At 68.1% G+C, this 20,109-nt stretch carries 17 protein-coding genes; 12 read left to right on the forward strand and 5 right to left on the reverse strand.

Features of this window, described 5'->3' with window-relative positions; translation table 11 throughout:
- The first annotated feature begins 78 nt into the window (after positions 1–78).
- Positions 79–948, forward strand: coding sequence for a YdcF family protein (locus IU459_RS06660; RefSeq protein ID WP_195128598.1), 870 nt, complete (start codon positions 79–81; stop codon positions 946–948).
- Positions 949–995: 47 nt separating this feature from the next.
- Positions 996–1,850, forward strand: coding sequence for a putative protein N(5)-glutamine methyltransferase (locus IU459_RS06665; RefSeq protein WP_195128599.1), 855 nt, complete (start codon positions 996–998; stop codon positions 1,848–1,850).
- Positions 1,851–2,274: 424 nt separating this feature from the next.
- Here the strand turns inward: IU459_RS06665 and IU459_RS06670 are convergent, their stop codons facing one another.
- Both IU459_RS06670 and IU459_RS06675 read right to left on the reverse strand, forming a co-directional pair.
- The gene (locus tag IU459_RS06670) at positions 2,275–3,105 is read right to left on the reverse strand and encodes an SDR family NAD(P)-dependent oxidoreductase (RefSeq protein ID WP_195128600.1); all 831 of its coding nucleotides are present in this window, start codon (positions 3,103–3,105) and stop codon (positions 2,275–2,277) included.
- 32 nt (positions 3,106–3,137) lie between these two features.
- Positions 3,138–4,709, reverse strand: coding sequence for a succinic semialdehyde dehydrogenase (locus IU459_RS06675; protein WP_195128601.1), 1,572 nt, complete (start codon positions 4,707–4,709; stop codon positions 3,138–3,140).
- 148 nt (positions 4,710–4,857) lie between these two features.
- Between IU459_RS06675 and IU459_RS06680 the strand changes: the two genes are divergently transcribed.
- Positions 4,858–5,541 carry a TetR/AcrR family transcriptional regulator gene (locus IU459_RS06680; RefSeq protein ID WP_195128602.1) on the forward strand — a complete coding sequence of 228 codons (684 nt, stop codon included), beginning with the start codon at positions 4,858–4,860 and terminating at the stop codon, positions 5,539–5,541.
- A gap of 13 nt (positions 5,542–5,554) precedes the next feature.
- On the opposite strand, the gene IU459_RS06685 is transcribed toward IU459_RS06680, so the two are convergent.
- Complete coding sequence (locus IU459_RS06685) at positions 5,555–6,484, reverse strand: short-chain dehydrogenase/reductase (RefSeq protein WP_195128851.1); 930 nt, start codon at positions 6,482–6,484, stop codon at positions 5,555–5,557.
- 257 nt (positions 6,485–6,741) lie between these two features.
- Here IU459_RS06685 and IU459_RS06690 point away from each other — a divergent pair, with 257 nt between their 5' ends.
- Positions 6,742–7,404, forward strand: coding sequence for a TetR/AcrR family transcriptional regulator (locus tag IU459_RS06690; RefSeq protein WP_195128603.1), 663 nt, complete (start codon positions 6,742–6,744; stop codon positions 7,402–7,404).
- A 422-nt stretch (positions 7,405–7,826) separates the two neighbouring features.
- Positions 7,827–8,522 (forward strand): phosphatase PAP2 family protein, encoded by a 696-nt coding sequence (locus IU459_RS06695; protein ID WP_195128604.1) that lies wholly within the window; start codon positions 7,827–7,829, stop codon positions 8,520–8,522.
- On the opposite strand, the gene IU459_RS06700 is transcribed toward IU459_RS06695, so the two are convergent.
- Both IU459_RS06700 and IU459_RS06705 read right to left on the reverse strand, forming a co-directional pair.
- Complete coding sequence (locus IU459_RS06700; protein WP_228837544.1) at positions 8,490–9,476, reverse strand: diacylglycerol/lipid kinase family protein; 987 nt, start codon at positions 9,474–9,476, stop codon at positions 8,490–8,492. The two genes, IU459_RS06695 and IU459_RS06700, sit on opposite strands and share 33 nt — an antisense overlap.
- Before the next feature lie 185 nt (positions 9,477–9,661).
- The gene (locus tag IU459_RS06705) at positions 9,662–11,155 is read right to left on the reverse strand and encodes a flavin-containing monooxygenase (RefSeq protein WP_228837511.1); all 1,494 of its coding nucleotides are present in this window, start codon (positions 11,153–11,155) and stop codon (positions 9,662–9,664) included.
- Positions 11,156–11,739: 584 nt separating this feature from the next.
- Here IU459_RS06705 and IU459_RS06710 point away from each other — a divergent pair.
- From IU459_RS06710 to IU459_RS06740, 7 genes are read left to right on the forward strand one after another with little or no spacing between them, the layout of a single operon-like run.
- Positions 11,740–12,789 (forward strand): 3-oxoacyl-ACP synthase III family protein, encoded by a 1,050-nt coding sequence (locus IU459_RS06710; protein ID WP_195128853.1) that lies wholly within the window; start codon positions 11,740–11,742, stop codon positions 12,787–12,789.
- 8 nt (positions 12,790–12,797) lie between these two features.
- On the forward strand, positions 12,798–13,712 hold the full coding sequence (locus tag IU459_RS06715) for a hypothetical protein (protein WP_195128606.1): 915 nt from the start codon (positions 12,798–12,800) through the stop codon (positions 13,710–13,712).
- A complete protein-coding gene (locus tag IU459_RS06720) occupies positions 13,709–15,382 on the forward strand; it encodes a fatty acid CoA ligase family protein (RefSeq protein ID WP_195128607.1) in 1,674 nt (557 codons plus the stop codon). Before IU459_RS06715 ends, IU459_RS06720 begins: the two co-directional genes overlap by 4 nt.
- A gap of 3 nt (positions 15,383–15,385) precedes the next feature.
- Entirely contained in the window at positions 15,386–15,667 is a 282-nt protein-coding gene (locus IU459_RS06725) for a hypothetical protein (RefSeq protein WP_195128608.1), read from the forward strand.
- A complete protein-coding gene (locus tag IU459_RS06730) occupies positions 15,664–16,710 on the forward strand; it encodes an NAD-dependent epimerase/dehydratase family protein (protein WP_195128609.1) in 1,047 nt (348 codons plus the stop codon). The genes IU459_RS06725 and IU459_RS06730 overlap by 4 nt, the downstream gene beginning before the upstream one ends.
- A gap of 26 nt (positions 16,711–16,736) precedes the next feature.
- Positions 16,737–17,936, forward strand: coding sequence for a peptide synthetase (locus IU459_RS06735; protein WP_195128610.1), 1,200 nt, complete (start codon positions 16,737–16,739; stop codon positions 17,934–17,936).
- Entirely contained in the window at positions 17,933–20,047 is a 2,115-nt protein-coding gene (locus tag IU459_RS06740) for an MMPL family transporter (protein ID WP_195128611.1), read from the forward strand. Before IU459_RS06735 ends, IU459_RS06740 begins: the two co-directional genes overlap by 4 nt.
- Positions 20,048–20,109 lie beyond the last annotated feature (62 nt).

Genomic DNA, 20,109 nt, shown 5'->3' on the forward strand with positions numbered 1-20,109 from the left:
CCGTATCGTGATCTCTGTTTGCCCCAACTGACTGCTAGTGCGTGCCAACCCGTTCCCAGCGGAAAGGTGTCGACTGTAGTGAAGATCTCGAGGCATGTGAAACTTCTCGTCGCGACGTCGTTCGCCGCGTTCTCCCTCACCGGTCTTGCCGGTGTTCCCGCGCACGCCGCGGACACCGCCGACCTCTACAACTCCGCCCAGCGCCACTTCACCAACGGCGACGACGCGGCGGGCCGCGCCGACCTGCGCGCCCTTATCGGCGCCGACCCCAATGACGCGGAAGCGCTGTCGCTGCAGGCGATCTGGTCCGACTACGCGGGTGATCTGCCCGCGCTCATCGACGCCATCGCACGGCTGCGCGTCGTCGATCCGGCCATGGCGCAGGGCACCGAGAACGTGCTCGGCGCCGTCCGCGCCGCGATCGGCACCCTGCCGAACCCGCTGCCCGCGCTGGCCGGGCCGCACACGGGCATCGTCGTCCTCGGCTACGGCCTGCTCCCAGACGGGTCGCCGCGACCGGAACTGGTGAACCGGCTCACCGCGGCGTGGCTGCAGTCGATCGCCGCGCCGTTCTCGCCGATCGTCGTCACCGGCGGCAATCCGCAGAACGGCATCACCGAGGCCGAGGCCATGCGCCACTGGCTGGTCGCCCACGGTGTGCCCGCGGCACGGGTCCACGTGGAGGGCGGCGCGGGCTCGACCGTACAGAACGCCTTGTTCAGCACCCGGATGCTGCGGGATGTCGGTGCGACGAGCGCCATCGTGGTCACCTCGCCGAACCACATTCGCCGGGCTGTCGCCGATTTCATCGTCGCCGGCACCCGCGTGGTCGGAGCGACGACCTCGTTGGAGCAGCTGGTGTCACAGCTACCCCCGCCCGGCAGGCCGTCGCAGCGCGGCATCTACCTCGACGCCACACGCACTTTCCAGCTGAGTACGTCACGCTGACCAGTGAATCGGGACCCGACCGCGTGCGGGTCCCGATCACCCGGAAAATGCGTTGGCGGAATCACCCGCGAACACGGCAGGATGGCGCGGTGACGTCAGCCGGAACCGATGTGGTCGCCCAGCTCCGCGCGGCGGGCTGTGTGTTCGCCGAGGAGGAGGCGCGGCTGCTGATCGCCGCGGCAGCGGAGACCGGCGCCGCGGTCGAGGCGCTGGTCGCCCAGCGCGTGCAGGGCACCCCGCTGGAACATGTGCTCGGCTGGGCGGTGTTCCACGGGCTGCGGGTCGCCGTGTCCCCCGGTGTTTTCGTGCCGCGCCAGCGCACCGTGTTCTTGGTCGACCGCGCGGTGGAGCTGGTCCGCGCCAGGACGGGTCACCCGGTGATCGTCGACCTGTGCTGCGGCTCCGGCGCTCTTGGCATGGCATTGGCCACAATCGTCGCGGCCGAGGGCCGCACGGTGACCCTGGCTGCCGCCGATGTCGATCCGGTCGCGGTCGAGTGCGCCCGCCGCAATCTCACGCCACTCGGCGCTCCCGTCTACCAGGGCGACTTGTTCGAGGCCCTGCCGGAGGAACTGCGCGGCTGCATCGACATCCTGCTCTGCAACACCCCTTACGTTCCCTCGGCGATGATCGCGCAGATGCCTCCGGAGGCCCGCGACCACGAACCGCGCACCGCACTCGACGGTGGATCCGACGGCCTCGACATCTTCCGCCGCGTCGCCGCCGACGCCCCCGCCTGGCTGGCTCCCGGCGGCCACCTGCTGGTCGAGTCCAGCGAGGACCAAGCGCCGCTCGCGCTGGCGGTCCTGAGCGAGCACGGCATCGTGGGCGACGTCGCGGAATCCGGCGAGCACTACGCGACCGTCGTGATCGGCACCCGTCCCCGAGCACACGGCGACTGATTCCAACGCCAGCTCAAATCTTGACGTCGGCCCACTTCGCGAATCGGGCCAGGGCGTCAGCACCCGTCCCTCTGCGAGCTGGCCGCAAATCAGTTCCAGCGGGGAAATCGTCGTATGACTTCTTGCGTGACGCCTGCCGGATCACCGGATCGCGATTGCCACTTGTCGCTGTTCGGAGTCCAAGCGCTGAGGTGAATCCCCACCCACTGGCCTTCGCTGTCGATGAGGCAGCGTTCTTCTCCATTGCCCGAACAGATCGCTTCGACCACGCAGAGCGCTGGAACTGGACGACTGCGGTCTTATCGCGCACCTTATCGGGGCGCCCGGACTCCGGGGGTCACTCGTCGGCCACCCTCGGAACCCGAGCGGTAGCCAACGCAGGACCTGACCGCAAATCCCTCGTCCCCCGACGCACTGTGCAGAACTACTTCTTGCGGCCGGTGAACTTGTCCATCGAGTGGTAGACGCCGACCGTGTCGAGGAACAGGTCGCGCAGCTTGATCGGGAGCAGGCCGGAAAGCGCCTTGTTCAGGCGGGAAGTCCAGGGCAGCACGACCAGTGGGGTGCCGTTCTTCATTTCGCGCCACGAAGTGTCCACTACCTCGTTCTGTTCCAGGATCGGGGTGAACCAGAATCCCTTGGCGCCTTCGAACATTCCGGTGTTGATGTAGGTCGGGCACACGGTGGTGACCTTCACGTGGTCGTGGCCCGCCTGCTCCAGTTCGATGCGCACCGAGTCCGACCAGCCCAGCGCCGCCCATTTGGACGCGGCGTAGACGCTCATGCGGGGGTTCGACACCAGGCCCGCCGACGAGGCGATGGTGAGCACCCGCGCCTCGCCGGAGCCAGCGACCATGGCGGGCAGGAACTCGAGCGTGACGTACATCGGGGCAAGCGAGTTGATCGCCATCGTCTTGTCGATGTCGGCGCGATTCTCGGTTTCCCAGAAGTAGTTGTTGCCGCGCACGATTCCCGCGTTGTTGACCAGGATATCGATGCCGCCGACCTGCTCCCGCACGGTCGCGGCCGCCTCGGCGATCGCGTCCGGCGCCGAGACGTCGACCACGTGGTGGTGCACCGTGCCGCCGCGGCCGGTCAGTTCGGCGGCGGTCTCCTTCAGCGCGGTCTCGTTGATGTCCCACAGCACCACCGCGGCGGCGCCTTCGCGGACCGCGCGTTCGGCGAACAGCTTGCCGAGCCCCATCGCGGCTCCTGTCACCAGGACCCGCTTGCCCGCGACCGTGTTCAGTTTCATCCGTCTATTTCCTGATCCGTGAGTCGTGCGAGTTACTTCTGCCGCAGCGCCTTCATCACGCCGAAGTACAGCGTCATGGTTTTCGCCCACATCGCTTCGGACATGCCGGGCAGCGGCGCGATCGGCAGCACCCGTTGCACCGCGATGGTCTGGGTGTCGATGTACTTCAGCAGGCCTTCGGGACCGTGCCTGCGCCCGGTGCCGGAGATGCCGAGCCCGCCGGAGGGCGCGTCGGCGCTGCCCCACGCGGCGATGAAGCCTTCGTTGACGTTCACCGAACCCGCGTTGATCCGCGCCGCGACCGAACGGCCGCGGGCGGTGTCCTTGGTCCACACGCTGGCGTTCAGGCCATAGGCGGTGTCGTTGGCCTGTTCGATGGCTTCATCGTCACTGCTCACCCGGTAGATCGACACCACGGGACCGAAGGTTTCCTCGCGGTGGACCGTCATACCTGGCCGCACCCCGGCCAGCACCGTCGGTTCGTAGAAGTACGGGCCGAGGTCCGGGCGCGCGCGACCGCCCGCCAGCACGGTGGCGCCCTTCGCGACCGCGTCGCCGACGTGCGCGGTGACCGTGTCGAGTTGTCGCTGGAAGGTCAGCGATCCCATGTCGCTGTCGTAGTTCAGACCGGCGCCGAGTTCGAGCTTCTCGACATGCCCGACGAATTCGGTGACGAAGCGGTCGTACACGCCGTCGTGGACATAGATCCGTTCCATCGACTCGCACAGCTGCCCGGCCGAGGCGAAGCAGGCGCGGATCGCGATCTTGGCCGCGCGTGACACATCCGCGTCGGCGAGCACGAGCAGCGGGTTCTTGCCGCCGAGTTCGAGGGAGTACCCGATCAGCCGCTCGCCCGCCTGCTGCGCGATGGTCCGGCCGGTGGCGCTGGAACCGGTGTAGTCGACGTAGTCGGCGCGGGCGATCACCTCGCCGCCGATCACCGATCCGCGGCCGAGCACTGCCTGCCAGAGTCCGCGGGGCAAGCCCGCGCGCACGGCGGCGTCGATGGCCCACAGCGCGGTGAGCGCGGTCTGGTTGTCCGGGCGGGCCACCACGGCGTTGCCAGCGACGAGGGCGGGCAGCGCATCCGAGACGGCCAGGGCCAGCGGATAGTTCCACGGCGAGATGACCGCGACCACGCCCTTGGGCCGGTGCCGCACGTCGACCCGGGTGAGGACGGGAAGCACGCCGCGCGGCCTGCGGGTGGCCAGCAGCCGGTCGGCCACCGAGGCGTAGTACCTGGCGTTCACGGCCACGTCGCCGACCTCGTCGAACGCGTGGGCGCGCGACTTGCCCGTCTCGGTCTGCACGATGTCGAGGATGGTGTCCTGCTCGGCGAGCACGATGTCGTGGAACCGGCGCAGCACCGCGACCCGCTCCCGGACCGGCCGCCGCGCCCACTGCCGCTGCGCTTCCCGCGCGGTCGCGAACGCGGTCTCGATGTCTCCGGTGGAGGACTGCGGCAGATCGACGATCTTCGCGCCGGTCGCGGGCGCGGCCACCTCGACCGCGGGTGCGCTGCCCGCGACGGCGTGCGCGAGCAACGGCCGCACCAGCGACGAAGGCAGCGCGTCGGCGGGGGCCAGCTGGGGAGCGGTCGTCATGGTCGGCCCTCTCGAGGACGTGTGCTGCGCCGCACGCAAGCACCATTTAATGAACAGTGGTGTTAGATTAATGTCTATGTCACACCTCGTGTCAAGCTGTTCGTCGTGGGACACAGGCATGCCGAGCGCGGTGTTGTGAGGCGGCACGATGTCGGCTGAGACCACGAACGCGCGGCGCGGGCGACCGCGGCAGACCCTGGAACAGGCCGAAGAGGTGCGCGCCCGCATCGTGCTCGCCACCGCGGAAGTGTTCACCCGCACCGGTTCCCGGGGGCTGAGCGTCGCGCAGATCATCGAGCAGGCGGGACTGGCGCGGCCGACGTTCTACCGCTATTTCGGTAATGCGACCGAACCCCTGCTCGCGGTGCTGGACAGCTCCAACGACGGGTTGGTCGGCGGCATCCGCGCGGCGCTGACCGGCACCGACGAACCCGTCGAGCTGGGCATCCGGCTGATCGACGCCTATCTGGACTGGGCGCGCGGTCATGGCCCCATGCTGCGGCCGCTGTTCGCCGAGCTGCACGACCCGGGCTCGCCGGTCTCGGCATATCGTGAGCGCGCGCTCGACGACATTCGCGCCCTGGTGCGCGAGACCTTCACAGAGCTGGGTCGTCCCGTTCCGAGCCCGCTCGACCTGGATGCCGCGCTGCACCTGTGCGAGTACGTCGTCTACCGCATCTCCGCGGGCACCGCGCCCGGCGGCGAACCAGACGCGGACACCGTCGCCGCCGCGCGCCTGACGATGATCCGGGTGCTGCTCACCACCCTCGGCACCAGGGCCGATCTGCAGTACGCGCTGACGCTGGAGACGATCTTTCCCGCGGAGCCGTAGGCGAATCCGCGCGTCAGCGCGGAAGTGGGGTCACGGGGTGGCCGGCGCTCCTGCGCTGTTCGATGCGGTGGATGAGGTCGTGCACTCGCGGGTCGCGCACGAGTCTGCCATCCAGCACCACGTTGATCACGCCGCGCAACAGCGCGTAGGGCTCCCATTGCGGCGGCGCGACGGTGCGCGGCGCCCGGCGAGCGATGCCCTCAGCGAGGGAGTCGGCCGCGTCGCGGACGGTGATCCGTTGGTTGAGCGGCCAGGGCAGCAGGCCGCCCAGGTCGGCGCCCAGCTCGTCCTCGTCGAGTGTGCCTCGCGTCATCGCGGTGTCCACGACACCGAAGTACGCCACGCCCGCCGTGGCCCCGACGGCCGCCAGCTCGACCCGCAGCGCTCGCCCGAACTGCTCCACCGCGGCCTTGCTCACCATGTAGGGCGAGCCGCCCATCCCGGGCGCGAAAGCCGCGGCGGAGGAGACGACCACGACGTGACCCTTCGCGGCGACGATGTCGTCCAGTGCCGGGTGCACGGTGTTGAACACGCCTGTGACGTTGATGCCGATGACCCGATCGAAATCCCCTGGATTCATCGTCCTGATCGTCGCAGGCTCCGGCACCACGCCCGCGTTGGCCACCACCACGTCGATCCGGCCGAATCGCTCACGCACCCGGGATATCGCCTGGCGCATGCCGATTCGATCGGAGACGTTCGCGCGCACGACGAGCGCGCGCTCCCCCATCGAGCGGGCGACCGCCGCGGCGGCAGCCTCGTCGATATCGATCAGCGCCACCGAAGCGCCCGAGGCGTAGAGCTTTTCGGCGAGCGCCCGGCCGATGCCGGTGCCCGCGCCGGTGATCACCACCACCCGATCCCGGACATCCAGCCGGTCCGCGACGGGTTGGGCGGGCCGGGAAAGCACCCGGCGCAGCAGGCCGACGACCCCGGCGCTCATCCGACCCGCAGCCGGTAGTACTACCGGCTGGATCTGCACAGTCATGCCTTCCTCCCACACGCGGGCGCCGTTGCCCGCCGAGCTGTGTTGCCGGCTCTCTCACAAGTCCAGGTCGAGTGCAGTGCCACGTCCGGCGTAAGCGGCAGACCCCATCTCGCACCCCTCGTCGTCGATCGGCGTCTTCGCAATGTATTGATGACATCAAATGCTGTCAACATCGCATGATGTCAATTCAATCGCTGTGAGAGGATGACCGCATGACCGAAGCGGACGGGTCGATTCCGGGTATGCGTCGCTGGCGCGGACGCTCGCCCGCCGATCGCGTCGCCGCGCGCCGGGAACAGCTGATCGAGGCGTGCACGGAGTTGATGGCCACCATCGGCGCCGCCGAGACGTCGATGCGCGGCGTGTGCAGGCAGGCCGGGCTGACCGAGCGCTATTTCTACGAGAGCTTCCCCAACCTCGACGCGCTGCTGACGATCGTGCTCGACACCGTGGTCCTCGGCGCGCGCGACCAGCTGCTGGCCGAGCTGCCGAACGCACCGACGGAGCGCGACGCGATGTTTCGCCACATGGTCGGCGTGTTCACCGACTACCTGGTGGCGGACCGCCGTCGCGGCCGCATCATGTTCGTGGAATCGCAGGCCACGCCGGTGCTGATGCCACGGGCGAACGAGCTCATCGTGTTGTTCACGGCGCCGATCGCGCTCATCATCGGCGCGGGCGACTACGCCGATCCGGTGTCCGACGAGCACGACTTCGCCCTCAACGCCAACGCCATCTTCGGTGCGCTGGCCTACCTCTACCGGCCGTGGCTCGACGGGGAGATCCCGGTATCGCGGCAGCGTTTCGACGAGCACGCCGCCAATGTCATCGAGCGGATCGCGACGGCGCGCTCGTCGCTGGGCACCGAGGCATAAGAGGCACTGCCGGAGGCGGTCCGTCCGCAACCCGCCCACGGCCGCAGCGAAGGCTTGCAGGTACGCCGCGGTGACGGAGGTCCCGCGCGGAGCCCATGCCCTTTGCCGCCATCATCGCCACGAGGGCGTTACCGACGACAGCTCGGCCACCGGCAGCGGCATCGGGTCGGGCGTGAAGACATCCACCCACACGGCACCGCTGGCGAACTGTTCATCGAGCCTGGTCGGTCGGCAGAAACGCGGCCCCGAACGGGCGGCCGGGCATTCGAACGGGGCCGCTGCCACCAGCACCGCATCCGCTGCTGCTCCAGTGCCTCGACCCGGTGGCGCAGGTCCACAGCTCCGCCGACGGTGTAAAACTGGCTGGCCCCGCTGGAGGCGCCCCCTCGGTTGATGCCGGCCCCACGACCTACGATCGCCGTATGCCGGAGCGGATCGACAGGGAGCAGACGGTCGAGGACGCCCTCGCAAGGAGGGTCGCGGACCGGTGGGGTGCTAGGTCCCCGTGGGGTGAGGCGTTGCGCGAGGTGGGGGCGATCGACCGAGCGGCGTACCAGGCCGTGGCGGTGACTCCCACGCCTCAGTTGGACGATGCCTTTCGCCGGCTCTCGAAGGCAGCGAACTACTCTCGTCTGTGGCTTGGCCTCGCTGCGCTGATCGCCGCCCTCGGAGGTAGACGTGGACGCCAGGTGGCGTTCGAGGGTGTGCTCGCGATCGGTGCGACGTCCGCGACCGTGAATCTGGGCATCAAGCCGATGGCCCACCGGCGGCGTCCGCAGCGACCTGACCCGGGCCCGTTCGAAGCCCGTCTTGTTCCCATGCCGGAGTCCGCGTCTTTTCCGTCCGGTCACGCCGCCTCGGCGTTTGCGTTCGCCTATACGGTAGGCCGACACTACCCGGCGCTGGCAGTGCCGATCCGGTTGCTCGCCAGTGGGGTGGCCTATTCGAGGGTTCACACCGGCGTGCACTACCCCGGTGACGTGGTGCTCGGCTCCGTCCTCGGAGCCGGGACGTCAGCCATGGTGGCCGGCGCACGCGACCGCACATATCGGTCGCCAGGGCGGGCACGCGTCGCACCCCGCCGACTACTCCGACTCCTCTTGGCGGGCGGCCGGTGAAGCGTTCCTCGGTGACGTTTCAGGTCGGAGGCGGCCGGAGGGTGAGGCGCCAGGATGTCGGGACGAGATGCGCACGCGAAGCACTGCCGGGCGAATGGCGAACCTGAGCGGTGCACTCAGCACCACTGGCTCCCCGTCGATACCCGCGTGCACGGGCGCGGGGGCGAGGACCTCGAAGTTCGGAGCGCTCCAGGCGCGCCCGGGAGGATGCCGCCTACTATCCGGTGTATCGAGAACGACGATGCCCAGAAGGCCGCTATCGAGCGAGGGCCGACTGCCGAAGCCCAACGCATAAGGGTTGTTCGAGACCAGCACAACGGCGAGCTGAGTGTGCTGCCGCCCTTCGTCATCGACGAGGCGCAGCGCCGGTGTCCTTGCACTGGGGCCGACCACCCGCCCGGCCGTCTCCACAAGGGTGCGTACCTTGGCGGCGCGATAGGCCGGATGGCGGACCGCCTCAGCGTAGATCCCGAGGGAAACGTTGTTCACAAATGCGCGGCCGTTCACTTCTGCCAGGTCGATCCGCCGCTCCACTCCATCGGTGAACCCGTCGAGCGCGCCCGCCACGTCCTTGCGGTCCACTCCGAGGTCGAGCGCGAAGTGGTTACGTGTCCCGGCAGGGACGCAGATGAACGGCACCCCATGTGCGGCGGCGGCTGCTGCCACGACCGCCAGGGACCCGTCGCCGCCAGCCATCCCCAGCGCATCCGCGCCCTGCCTCACCGCCTCGTCGACAAGCTCGGTGAGGCTTCGGCCCGAATCGAGGATGACCACTTTGATTCCGCGATCTCGTGCCTTTTCGGCAACCCTCGCACGGTCGGCCGCCCCATCGCCCGATCTTGGGTTGACAAACAACACCGGCCGTAGAGGCGGGGCGGCGGCACTCCAGCCATAGCGGGTCGATCTCTGCCCAGCCAGACCACTACTCGGCCGGGGAACCAAGGGGACGGTCATCACGCTGCCCTCCAGCAGCTACGAGCTACCGATGCCGACCTCATGTCCCCCTCCTGGACCCGCTGGCTGGGTTCCGCGGAGGACCGTCGGCCGCTCGCCGACATCGGACTGACACGTCAAGCCCCCATTGGCAGGTTGCTGACCCGGACACTTGCCAATCTTACGTCTCGGTTCCATTTGCACGGCTAGTCCCGGGCCGCGGCCTCGGCACGTCGCGGCGCCCGCTCGAAGAACATGGCGCCGTCGGCGATCCGGCCGTATCGCAGCGTGAACACATCGCGCAGATAGTTCATCCGCAGCCGCCACGGGGCGCGGTCACCTTGGACGGGGAACAGGCTCTCCGAGCGGCGTACGTAGCCGGGGGTGAAGCCGGGGAACAGCGATTGGGCGCCGACCGACGGGTCGCGAACCGGCACGCAGCGCACATATCCGTGCTCATCCATGTGTTTCAGCAGCCGAATGACGTACTCGGACACCAGATCCGCCTTCAACGTCCACGAGGCGTTCGTGTACCCGATGACGAAGGCGAAGTTCGGCACCCCGGACAGCATCATCGCCTTGTAGGCCATGGTCGCCGACGGCCGCACCGGAGCACCGTCGACCACGAGCTCGACACCGCCGAAGACTTGAAGGTTCAAACCCGTTGCCGTGATGACGATATCGGCCTCCAGCGTCGCCCCGGAGGCCAAGCGCAGACCGGTGTCCGTGAAGGTCTCGATCCGGTCGGTCACCACGTCGAGCATGCCGTGCCGAATGGCGCGGAAGAAATCGCCGTCGCGCGCGAGGCACAATCGCTGGTCCCACGGCTCGTACCGCGGCGTGAAGTGGGTATGGATGTCGTAGCCCGCGGGCAGCCAGCGCCGCTGCCAGCCGTGGATACGCTTGCGCATCACCGCCGGATTGCGCCTACTGAACTGGTAGAGCGCGGTGGAGATCGCGACGTACTCGGCGCGCGCGAGCGCGTACGCGGCCCGCACGGGAAGGACGCGGCGAGCGGTCAGCGCCAGCCGGTCGCGGGAAGGCGCGGAGATGATGTAGCTCGGGCTGCGCTGCAGCATGGTCACGTGCGCACCCTGCGCGGTGAGCGCTGGAGCGAGCGTCACCGCGGTGGCGCCACTGCCGATGAGCACCACCCGCTTGCCGGCGCAGTCGAGTTTCTCCGGCCAGAACTGCGGGTGCACGATCGAACCGGCGAACCGCTCGGCGCCGGGGAACTCCGGGGTGTACCCCGCGTCGTAGCGGTAGTAACCAGCGCAGGAGAACAGGAATCCCGCCGTGAACGTGACGTTCTCGCCGGTGTCGGTACGCTCGGCGTGCACCGTCCACCGGCTGTCGACGCTGGACCACTCGGCGCGGATGACCCGGTGCCGGAACCGGATACGGCGGTCCACGCCGTATTCGGCGGCGGTCTCGCGCAGGTAGCCGAGGATGGCGCTGCCGTCGGCGATCGACTCCTCACCCAGCCACGGCTTGAACCGGTAGCCGAGGGTGTACATGTCCGAGTCGGAGCGGATGCCGGGGTACCGGAACAAATCCCACGTTCCCCCCAGGGCCGCTCGGCTCTCCAGGAGCAGGTAGGTGCGCTGCGGGAAGGCCCGGCGCAGGTGGCACGCCGCGCCGATGCCGGAGAGCCCGGCGCCGATGATGAGCACGTCGACATGCTCGGCCACGGTCGTCATCACCTCTCCCTTCCGTCGTCGCGAACGTCCTGGCGGACCGGGCGGCGCTCGCCTGTTACCAACCCTATCGCCCCAGGTGGAGGGTTCGAGACACGGTGCATGCCGGCCTGGGTGGCAGCGCCGGGTTTCCCTCTGCCGCACCATAGTTCGCAAATCAGACAGGCCGAACAGACCACGCGATACCAACCGGTCCCGCGATGCGAGATTCATAGTGAAGTCACTCACATCCACCGGTGGACACAACCGGTCGAGCGTCCATGAACAACCGCCATTCGGCAATAGCCGGTCGGTAGCCATTCCGAAAGCCGCGGATTCGCCACCCCGGAGCGACACGGTCGGTCACGAATGCGAAACACCGCGATACACCGGTATGCCCCATCGAGTCGCAATGGTGCGAACGCCATAGCCAGTCGATCACCGGTTGGTGATACCTCACGAAACATCTATACTGGGAAGTGATTCCCGTCTCAGACGGAGTGGTCACCACAGCTATAGCCATTCGTTGTTACTGTCGGGTAGTGTCAATCCCACCGACGATCAGAGTCGATCCGGAACCGTATATGTCAACGATTTCAGGAGCGCTCGTGTCCAATTCTCGCTTCGAATCCATCGGCGCCTATCTGCCTTCGAATGTCGTCACGACCGATGAGCTGTTGTCCCGGATGAAGGAGCCCCCTTCATTCGATCTGGAGAAAATCACCGGCGTTCGCGAACGCCGGCGGCGTGACACTCGCCCGGAAAATCACGAAGATTCGTTCACTCTGGCCATGAAGGCCGTCGAGGACTGTCTGTCCAGGTCACAGTATGGTCCAGAGGATATCGACGTGATCATCTCCGCCTCGATCTCCCGCAGCAAACATGGCACTCGCGTGTATATGGAGCCTTCGTTCGCCTCGTCGATCAGCCGTCTTATCGGCGCCAAGAACGCCATTGCGTTCGATATTTCGAACGCATGCGCCGGAATGCTCACCGGTACCTACATCCTGGACCGGATGATCCGCTCCGGCGCCGTCCGGAACGGAATCGTCGTCAGTGGTGAAGCGATTTCCGCAATCGCTGACACCGCGGTCGACGAGATTTCCGAGAAATACGACCGACAGTTCGCTTCGCTGACCGTCGGCGATTCCGGATGCGCCATCGTGCTGGATCAGGCGGTTGATGAAAACGATGTTATCCACTACATCGAGATGATGACGGCCGCGGAATACTCGCACCTGTGCCTCGGCATGCCGAGCGGCAAAACCCAGGGCGTGGCGATGTACACCGACAACCGCACCATGCACAACGAGGACCGTTTCCTGCTCGGCACCAATACCCAGCGGAAATTCCTCGAGGCGCAGGGCAAGAGCTTCGCCGACGAGAAGTTCGACTACGTCATCCACCACCAGTTCGGCGCCGCCGCCATTCCGTGGATGAACGCCATCGCCGAGCGCGAGTTCGGCAGCCCGATGCCGCCGGATCTCCGGGTCATCGACAAGCTCGGAAATACTTCCACCACTTCGCATTTCATGGTGTTGCACGACCAGCTCAGCCAGCAGAGCCTCCCCGCGGGGTCGAAGTTGCTGCTGGTCCCGGCGGCCTCCGGCATCGTCACCGGGTTCGTGTCCACCACCATCTCGTCGCTGAAGGTCTGAGGTCAGTCATGAGCGTGCGCATCAAGTCCACCGGCATCAGCCGGGCAGGCGACACCCACAGCATCGTCGAGCACACCGCCCGCGCCGCCAAGCAGAGTCTGCAGCGCGCCGGAATCCGTGCCGATCAGGTGGGCCTGCTGATCAACGCGAACATCTACCGCGATTCGAACATCATGGAACCCGCGGTGTCGGCGCTGATCCAGAAGGCGGCCGGCATCGGCCTGGAATACGCCAAAGACGACCCGAGGACCTTCTCGTTCGATTTGATGAACGGGGCGGTCAGCGTGCTCAACGCGGTTCAGGTGGCGACCTCGGTCCTGGAGACCGGCAGCGCCGAGCACGTGCTGATCGTGTCCGGCGACACCCATCCGTCGATGACCCGCTACATCGCCGACGACGAGTTCCCGTACGCCGTCTGCGGCGCGGCACTGCTGCTCGAGCGCACCGACGAACCGGTCGGCTTCGGCACGGTGCACAGCGTGAAGGGTGAAGGCACACCTGCGGTCGAGGGCTATCTCGACACCACGACGATGGGCAACCAGGGGCGCGGCGCGATCACCGTGGTCCGGGAGCCCGGCTTCGAAGACCGCCTGCTCGAGGTGGCCGTCGACGCTGCGCGCCAAGCGCTGGCCGAGTCGGATCATGCCTCGCTCAGCGAGATCGCGCTGATCGCGTCGACGCCGAGCCCGGAGTTTCCGAAGCAGCTGGCCGACGCACTCGGCATCGACCAGAACTCGGTCCGCACACCGGATCTGCGCTACGGCGACCCGCACACGGCCGCGCTGACCGCGGCATACGACTTGGCGATCGCGGAGGACGGGTTCACCGAGCACCGCCAGGTGCTGTTCGTCGCGGCGGGCGCGGGCCCGACGGCTGCGGCGGTGCTGTACCGGTTGCCCGTACTCGCCGGGGCGCCTGCGTGACAACGGGTACCCACTGGCAGGCCATCGATCGGTTTCGTGCGGTGGTCCGCACCGATCCCGTCCGCGTGGCGGTGCGCTACGCGGACGGGGTCGGCCCCGATGGCCTGCCGGCCTACCGGCACCTCACGTATCGCGATCTCGACCTGTGGTCGGACACGATCGCCGAGCGACTGTCCGCGGCGGGAGTCGGTACCGGCACACGCACGATCGTGCTGGTACTGCCGAGCGCGGAGCTTTACGCGATCATGTTCGGGCTGCTCAAGATCGGGGCGGTGCCGGTGGTGATCGACCCCGGCATGGGCGTGCGAAAGATGTTGCGCTGCCTGCGTGCGGTGGAGGCCGAAGCGTTCATCGGCATCCCGCAGGCCCACGCCTTGCGCGTGCTGTTCCCGCGCAGCTTCCGCACCGTCCACACCGCGGTCACGGTCGGCAGACGCTGGTTCTGGCGGGGCGAATCGCTGCGGGCATGGGGCCGGACCCCTGTGGGCCCGGTTCCGCAGGGCCGTCCCGTCACCGAGGACGACCTGCTGCTGATCGCGTTCACCACCGGCAGCACCGGACCGGCCAAAGCCGTGCGGATGACCTATGGCAACCTGGCGGCGACGGTCGACCAGGTGCACATGGCGCGCGGTGAGGTCACGCCGGAGGCTTCGCTGATCACCCTGCCGCTGGTCGGCGTGCTCGACCTGCTGCTCGGCTCGCGCTGCGTGCTGCCGCCGCTGATTCCGAGCAAGGTCGGCGCGACCGATCCCGCGCATGTGGTGGACGCGATCCAGAAGTTCGGCGTCCGAACCATGTTCGCCTCCCCCGCCGTGCTGATCCCGCTGCTCGAACAGTTGCGTGCCCACCCGGCCACGCTGACGTCGCTGGAGAGCATCTATTCCGGCGGTGCTCCGGTGCCGGACTGGTGCATCGCGGGGCTGCGTGAGGTGCTCCACGAGGACGTGCAGATCGTCGCCGGATACGGATCCACCGAAGCGCTGCCGATGTCCACCATCGAATCCCGCGAACTGCTGGACGGACTGGTGGAGCGGGCGCACCGCGGCGAGGGAACTTGTATCGGCAGACCGTCCTACCAGGTGCAAGCGCGCATCGTGGCGATCACCGACGAACCTCTTCCGACCATGGCACGGGCCGACGAACTGGCCGGCGAGCTGGAAACGACCCGCGGCATCGGCGAACTGGTAGTCGCCGGGCCGAACGTCAGCACCAGGTACCACTGGCCGGAGCAGGCCAACGCGCAGGGCAAGATCGTCGACGGCGATCGGATCTGGCACCGCACCGGCGATCTGGCGTGGATCGACGAACAGGAACGGATCTGGTTCTGCGGACGCAAGAGCCAGCGGGTGGTCACCGCGCACGGGCCGATGTTCACCGTCCAGATCGAGCAGGTGTTCAACACCGTCGCGGGCGTGGCCCGCACGGCGCTGGTCGGGATCGGCCCGCGTGGGGCGCAGCGGCCGGTGCTCTGCGTCGAATTGCAGCCGGGCGCCGACCCGGAAGTCGTCGAGCCCGCGCTGCGGGCCCATGGCGCACAGTTCGACCTCACCAGGATGATCTCCGATTTCCTGGTCCATCCGTCCTTTCCGGTCGATATCCGGCACAACGCCAAGATCGGACGCGAACGCCTCGCGGTGTGGGCGGCCAAACGGCTCGGAACGGACACATAACACATGAAAACGACTGCATTTCGGGCAATTCCCGTCCTCGGGTGGCTGTATCTGGCCGGCGGTGCGCTGGCCGCGGCAACCGACCGTGTCCCGGACAGCAAGCTCCTGCGCACGGTGTGGTGGATCGACGCTTTCCTCAGCATCGTGGTGCACGCGGCCCAGATTCCGGCGGCCCTGCGCGCTGCCGAAGGCTCGGGCCGCAGCCGGCTCGAGACCGCGGCATTGACGCAGATCTTCGGCTTGACCTGGTGGCGGACCCAGCCCGGCAAGGAGATAGAGCAATGAGCAAAGTTCTGGTAACCGGCGCGTCCGGATTTCTGGGCGGGGCGCTGGTGCGCAGGCTCGTGCGCGACGGCGAGCACGACGTGTCGATCCTGGTGCGCCGCACCAGCAACCTGACCGACCTGCGCGACGACATCGACAAGATCGAGCTGATCTACGGCGATCTCACCGACCCCGCCTCGCTGGAAGAGGCGACCCGCGGCGTCGACATCGTGTTCCACAGCGCGGCGCGGGTGGACGAGCGCGGCACCAGGGAGCAGTTCTGGAACGAGAACGTCCGGGCCACCGAGCGGCTGCTCGAAGCCGCCCGCAGAGGCGGGACCGGACGGTTCGTGTTCATCTCGAGCCCGAGCGCGATGATGGACTACCACGGCGGCGACCAGATCGACGTCGATGAATCGGTGCCGTACCCACGGCGCTACCTGAATCTGTACGCGGAGACCAAAGCCGCGGCCGAGCGAGCCGTCCTGGCCGCCGACACCCCGGGCTTCCGCACCTGCGCCCTGCGCCCACGCGCGATCTGGGGCGCGGGCGACCGGTCCGGTCCGATCGTGCGGATGCTCGGCCGCGCCGGTATGGGGACACTGCCGGACCTGTCCTTCGGCCGTACCGTCTACGCCTCGATGTGCCACGTCGAGAACATCGTCGACGCCTGCGTGAAGGCGGCGGAGTCGGATGCGGTGGGCGGCAAGGCGTATTTCATCGCCGACGCCGAGAAGACCGATGTCTGGGGCTTCCTCCGCGAGATCAGCACCCGGCTCGGGTACCGGCCACCGACCCGGAAGCCCAACCCGGCGGTGATCAACGCGGCGGTGCGCGTCGTCGAGACGATCTGGCGCATCCCGGCCGTCGCGACCCGCTGGTCGCCTCCGCTGTCGCGCTACACCGTCGCGCTGCTGTCCCGCAGCGCTACCTACGACACCTCCGCCGCCGCAAGAGATTTCGGCTACCAGCCGATCGTGGACCGCGACAGCGGACTGGCCGACCTCCTCGCATGGCTGGAAACCCAGGGCGGCGCGGTCGAACTCACTCGGAATCTGGGCTGAACACCCACCGGTACCCGGAGGCCAGCATGAGCAACGCCACCGTCTTCCGCAGGAAGATCACCCCTACCGAACGACTGTATTTCTGCACGCGCGCGGTGACTCCACCGTTCGTCATGCACATCGCCGTCCACGGCGACGGCAGCCTGGACCCGGCGGCGTTGCAGCGGGCCGTCGACGTGGCTTCGGCGGCCAACCCTGGTGCACGCCTGGTCCGCGACGGCGCCGACTGGGTGGACGGTGGCCTGGCCGCCGCCGTGCGCCACGTGCCCGGCTGGTCGCTGCACTACGCCGCGCTGGAGAACGACGCGGTGCTGAACACACCGATCGGTCCGACGCCGGACCGGACCACCGAAGTGCTGCTGCTCACCGGCGAACAGACCACCATCGTGTTCCGCGCCTTCCACGGCGTGATGGACGGAATGGGCATGCGCCTGTGGGTGGACGACGTATTCCGCGCGCTGCGTGGATACCCGCCGCTGGGCGCACCCGATCCGATCGCCGATGCCGAACTTGTGAACCGGATCGGCGCGCCCGGCAAACCGACCCTGGTGCTGCCCACCTTCAAGGCGCCGACCGGGCGCGGCCGGCAGAATCCGGCCGCCGTGCGCTGGCTGCTGCGCCACCGCACGATCAACGCGACCGGCAAGGGCATCGTCGCGCGGATAGCGGCGATCCTGGCCGCGGAGTCGGACGCCAAGTCCCGCTTCATGATTCCGGTCGATCTGCGCAGGCACGACCCCGCCCTGCGCTCAACCGCCAATTTGGCGCTGCCACTGTTCCTGGATGTCACCCCGGGTGAGAGCTGGGAGACGATCAGCGGCCGGATGCGCAGCGGGCTGCGGGAACGGCGGGAGCTGAACCAGCTCGACAACGGCCGCCTGTCGAAATTCCCACCCGGCGTGATCCGCGGGGTGCTGCGCACGAGCAACTGGCTCGGGGCGCGACTGAATCGGAACATGGTGTCAGCCACCGTGTCCCACATGGGCAGGTTCGATCTGGACGAGATGGCAGTACCCGGCTGGACGCCGACCAGCGTGCGGTTGCTGCCTCAGCACAGCGGCGCCATGCCGCTGCTGTTCACCATGGTCGAAGTGGACGGCAAGCTGGAGCTGACCGTCTCCTGCCGCAATGGCGCCGGCATCGAGTCCCGGCTGGAGGCGCTGCTGGACAAGGTCGCCGCGCGGCTCGAGGCCGAGCTGGCAACGCCCGAGGTGGTTGTGCGATGAGCGCCGCGATCCGCGTTGTCCTCGCCCGGCCCCGCATCGTGCTCGCGATCGTGGCCGGGGTGATGCTGCTGGCCGGTTACGTCGGACTCGGCGCATCCGACAAGGTCACTGCGGCCGGATTCGTCGATCCCGGCAGCGAGTCGGCGCAAGTGGACGAGTTGGTGAGCGAGCACTTCGGCCCGCAGAATCCCGACGTGGTCGTGCGCTACACGGCACCGGAGGGGCAGACAGTCGACGATATCGGCCCCCGCGTCCAAGAGTCGCTGGCCCGGATCGACCCCGCCATGCTGCAACGGCCCATCGAGACCTACTGGAACGCCGGATTCGCTCGTAAGCAGTTCCTGCGGACGGCGGACAATCGGCACGCTCTCGCGGTGGTGTATCTCGCCGGCGACGCCAACCAGCGCGTCAGCGTGTATCCGGACCTCGAACCCAAGCTCCGGGTTCCGGGCATCACGACCGATCTGTCCGGCTACAGCGCGATCTCCACCGAGATCAACGAGCAGTCCCAGCACGATCTCGTGCGCGCCGAATCACTCTCGCTGCCATTGACGCTGATGATCCTGGTGGCGGTGTTCGGCGGGTTCATCGCCGCGTCCTTCCCGGTGGTGGTCGGCGGCCTGACGGTGCTCGGCGCGATGGGCGCGATCCGTGTGCTCGCCGAGGTCACCGAGGTGAGCACGTTCGCGGTGAACGTGGCCTCGCTGCTCGGTCTGGGCATGGCCATCGACTACGGGCTGTTCCTGGTCACCCGATTCCGCGAGGAGGTCGCCGCCGGGCACGACCTGAAATCCGCGATTACCCGCACCTACGCCACGGCCGGCCGCACGGTCGCGTTCTCGGCGTTGCTACTGATCTGCGCGTTCGCGGGCACGTTCGTCTTTCCGCAGGCGGTGCTGCGCTCGCTCGGCATCGGAGCGATCACGGCGGTGGCGCTGGCCGCCGCGCTCTCGCTCACCGTGCTGCCCGCCCTGCTGGTGCTGTTCGGCGCGCGCATCGGCAGCGCACGGGCCACCGATCGCACCGAGCGGTTCTGGGGACGCCTGGTCGACCGCGTGCTGCGGCGGCCGGGTCTGGTGACCGTGGTCGTCGGAGCGATTCTGCTCCTGCTCGCGGCTCCGCTGTCCGGATTGCGGCTCGGCGACATCGATCATCGCGCGCTGCCTGAGGGCAACGAGATGCGCACGACCGTCGAGGAACTCACCGCGCAGTTTCCCGCGGCGGGCAGCGGGGTGACGGCCGTGCTGCACGGAGACGACGGGCCACCGCAGTCGGCCGCCGTCGACGCGACCGCGTCAGCGCTCGGCAAAGTCGAGGGTGTGCGGCAGGTGGTGCAAGTTGGTCGCGCGGAGGACTTCGTCGTGTTCCACGCGTTCCTGAACAGCACCGACCGCACCGAAGAAGCGGGTGCGACGGTGCGTGGCATGCGTGCGCTCTCGCCGCCGGACGGCACGGCCCTGTGGATCGGCGGCGATACCGCGGCCACCGTGGACAGCGTGGGCTCGATCGTCGACCGGATGCCATGGATGATCCTCGTCATGGTGGCCGCGACGATGGTGCTGCTGTTCGCGGCGTTCCGCTCGATCGTGTTGCCACTCAAGGCCGTTGCCATGGCGTTCCTGAGTTTGGCCGCCACGTTCGGCGTGCTCGCCTGGATCTTCTGCGGCGGACACCTGGCCGGTGTGCTCGGCGTCAGCACCGGGACGATCACCGCGGGCATGCTGGTGCTGATCCTCGCCGTGGTGTTCGGGCTTTCCACCGACTACGAGGTGTTCCTGTTGTCGCGCATGGTCGAGGCACATGACGCGGGCGCCGACACCGCCGCGTCGGTACGAATCGGCACGGTGAAGACCGCGCGCGTCATCACCGCGGCGGCAACGCTGCTGGTGATCGTCACCGGGGCATTCACCCTGTCCCCGCTGGGCCCCATGCGGTTCCTGGGACTCGGGATGATCATCGCCCTGGTAGTGGACGCCACCCTCGTCCGCATGCTCCTGGTCCCCGCACTGGTGCAGCTGATGGGCCCGGCCAACTGGTGGTCGCCGCGCCGCCGGCGCCTCGTCCCGGCCACCGTCGACCGCATCGAGGAGAAAACCCCGACCACTGCCTGACGCACTGGGAGGACGTTCGCCCGATAACCGCGAACTCCATGTTGGCTAGGACCGGCCCGAAC

It is taken from the genome of Nocardia amamiensis, from assembly GCF_015477605.1.
In the GTDB taxonomy this organism is placed as follows: domain Bacteria; phylum Actinomycetota; class Actinomycetes; order Mycobacteriales; family Mycobacteriaceae; genus Nocardia; species Nocardia amamiensis_A.

Bases quoted from the DNA above. Each gene is read 5' to 3' on its own strand.
- IU459_RS06665 (WP_195128599.1), top strand. From the start codon at position 996: ATGCGTTGGCGGAATCACCCGCGAACACGGCAGGATGGCGCGGTGACG.
- IU459_RS06670 (WP_195128600.1), bottom strand. From the start codon at position 3,105: ATGAAACTGAACACGGTCGCGGGCAAGCGGGTCCTGGTGACAGGAGCC.
- IU459_RS06675 (WP_195128601.1), bottom strand. From the start codon at position 4,709: ATGACGACCGCTCCCCAGCTGGCCCCCGCCGACGCGCTGCCTTCGTCG.
- IU459_RS06680 (WP_195128602.1), top strand. From the start codon at position 4,858: ATGTCGGCTGAGACCACGAACGCGCGGCGCGGGCGACCGCGGCAGACC.
- IU459_RS06685 (WP_195128851.1), bottom strand. From the start codon at position 6,484: ATGAGCGCCGGGGTCGTCGGCCTGCTGCGCCGGGTGCTTTCCCGGCCC.
- IU459_RS06690 (WP_195128603.1), top strand. From the start codon at position 6,742: ATGACCGAAGCGGACGGGTCGATTCCGGGTATGCGTCGCTGGCGCGGA.
- IU459_RS06695 (WP_195128604.1), top strand. From the start codon at position 7,827: ATGCCGGAGCGGATCGACAGGGAGCAGACGGTCGAGGACGCCCTCGCA.
- IU459_RS06700 (WP_228837544.1), bottom strand. From the start codon at position 9,476: ATGACCGTCCCCTTGGTTCCCCGGCCGAGTAGTGGTCTGGCTGGGCAG.
- IU459_RS06705 (WP_228837511.1), bottom strand. From the start codon at position 11,155: ATGACGACCGTGGCCGAGCATGTCGACGTGCTCATCATCGGCGCCGGG.
- IU459_RS06715 (WP_195128606.1), top strand. From the start codon at position 12,798: ATGAGCGTGCGCATCAAGTCCACCGGCATCAGCCGGGCAGGCGACACC.
- IU459_RS06725 (WP_195128608.1), top strand. From the start codon at position 15,386: ATGAAAACGACTGCATTTCGGGCAATTCCCGTCCTCGGGTGGCTGTAT.
- IU459_RS06730 (WP_195128609.1), top strand. From the start codon at position 15,664: ATGAGCAAAGTTCTGGTAACCGGCGCGTCCGGATTTCTGGGCGGGGCG.
- IU459_RS06735 (WP_195128610.1), top strand. From the start codon at position 16,737: ATGAGCAACGCCACCGTCTTCCGCAGGAAGATCACCCCTACCGAACGA.
- IU459_RS06740 (WP_195128611.1), top strand. From the start codon at position 17,933: ATGAGCGCCGCGATCCGCGTTGTCCTCGCCCGGCCCCGCATCGTGCTC.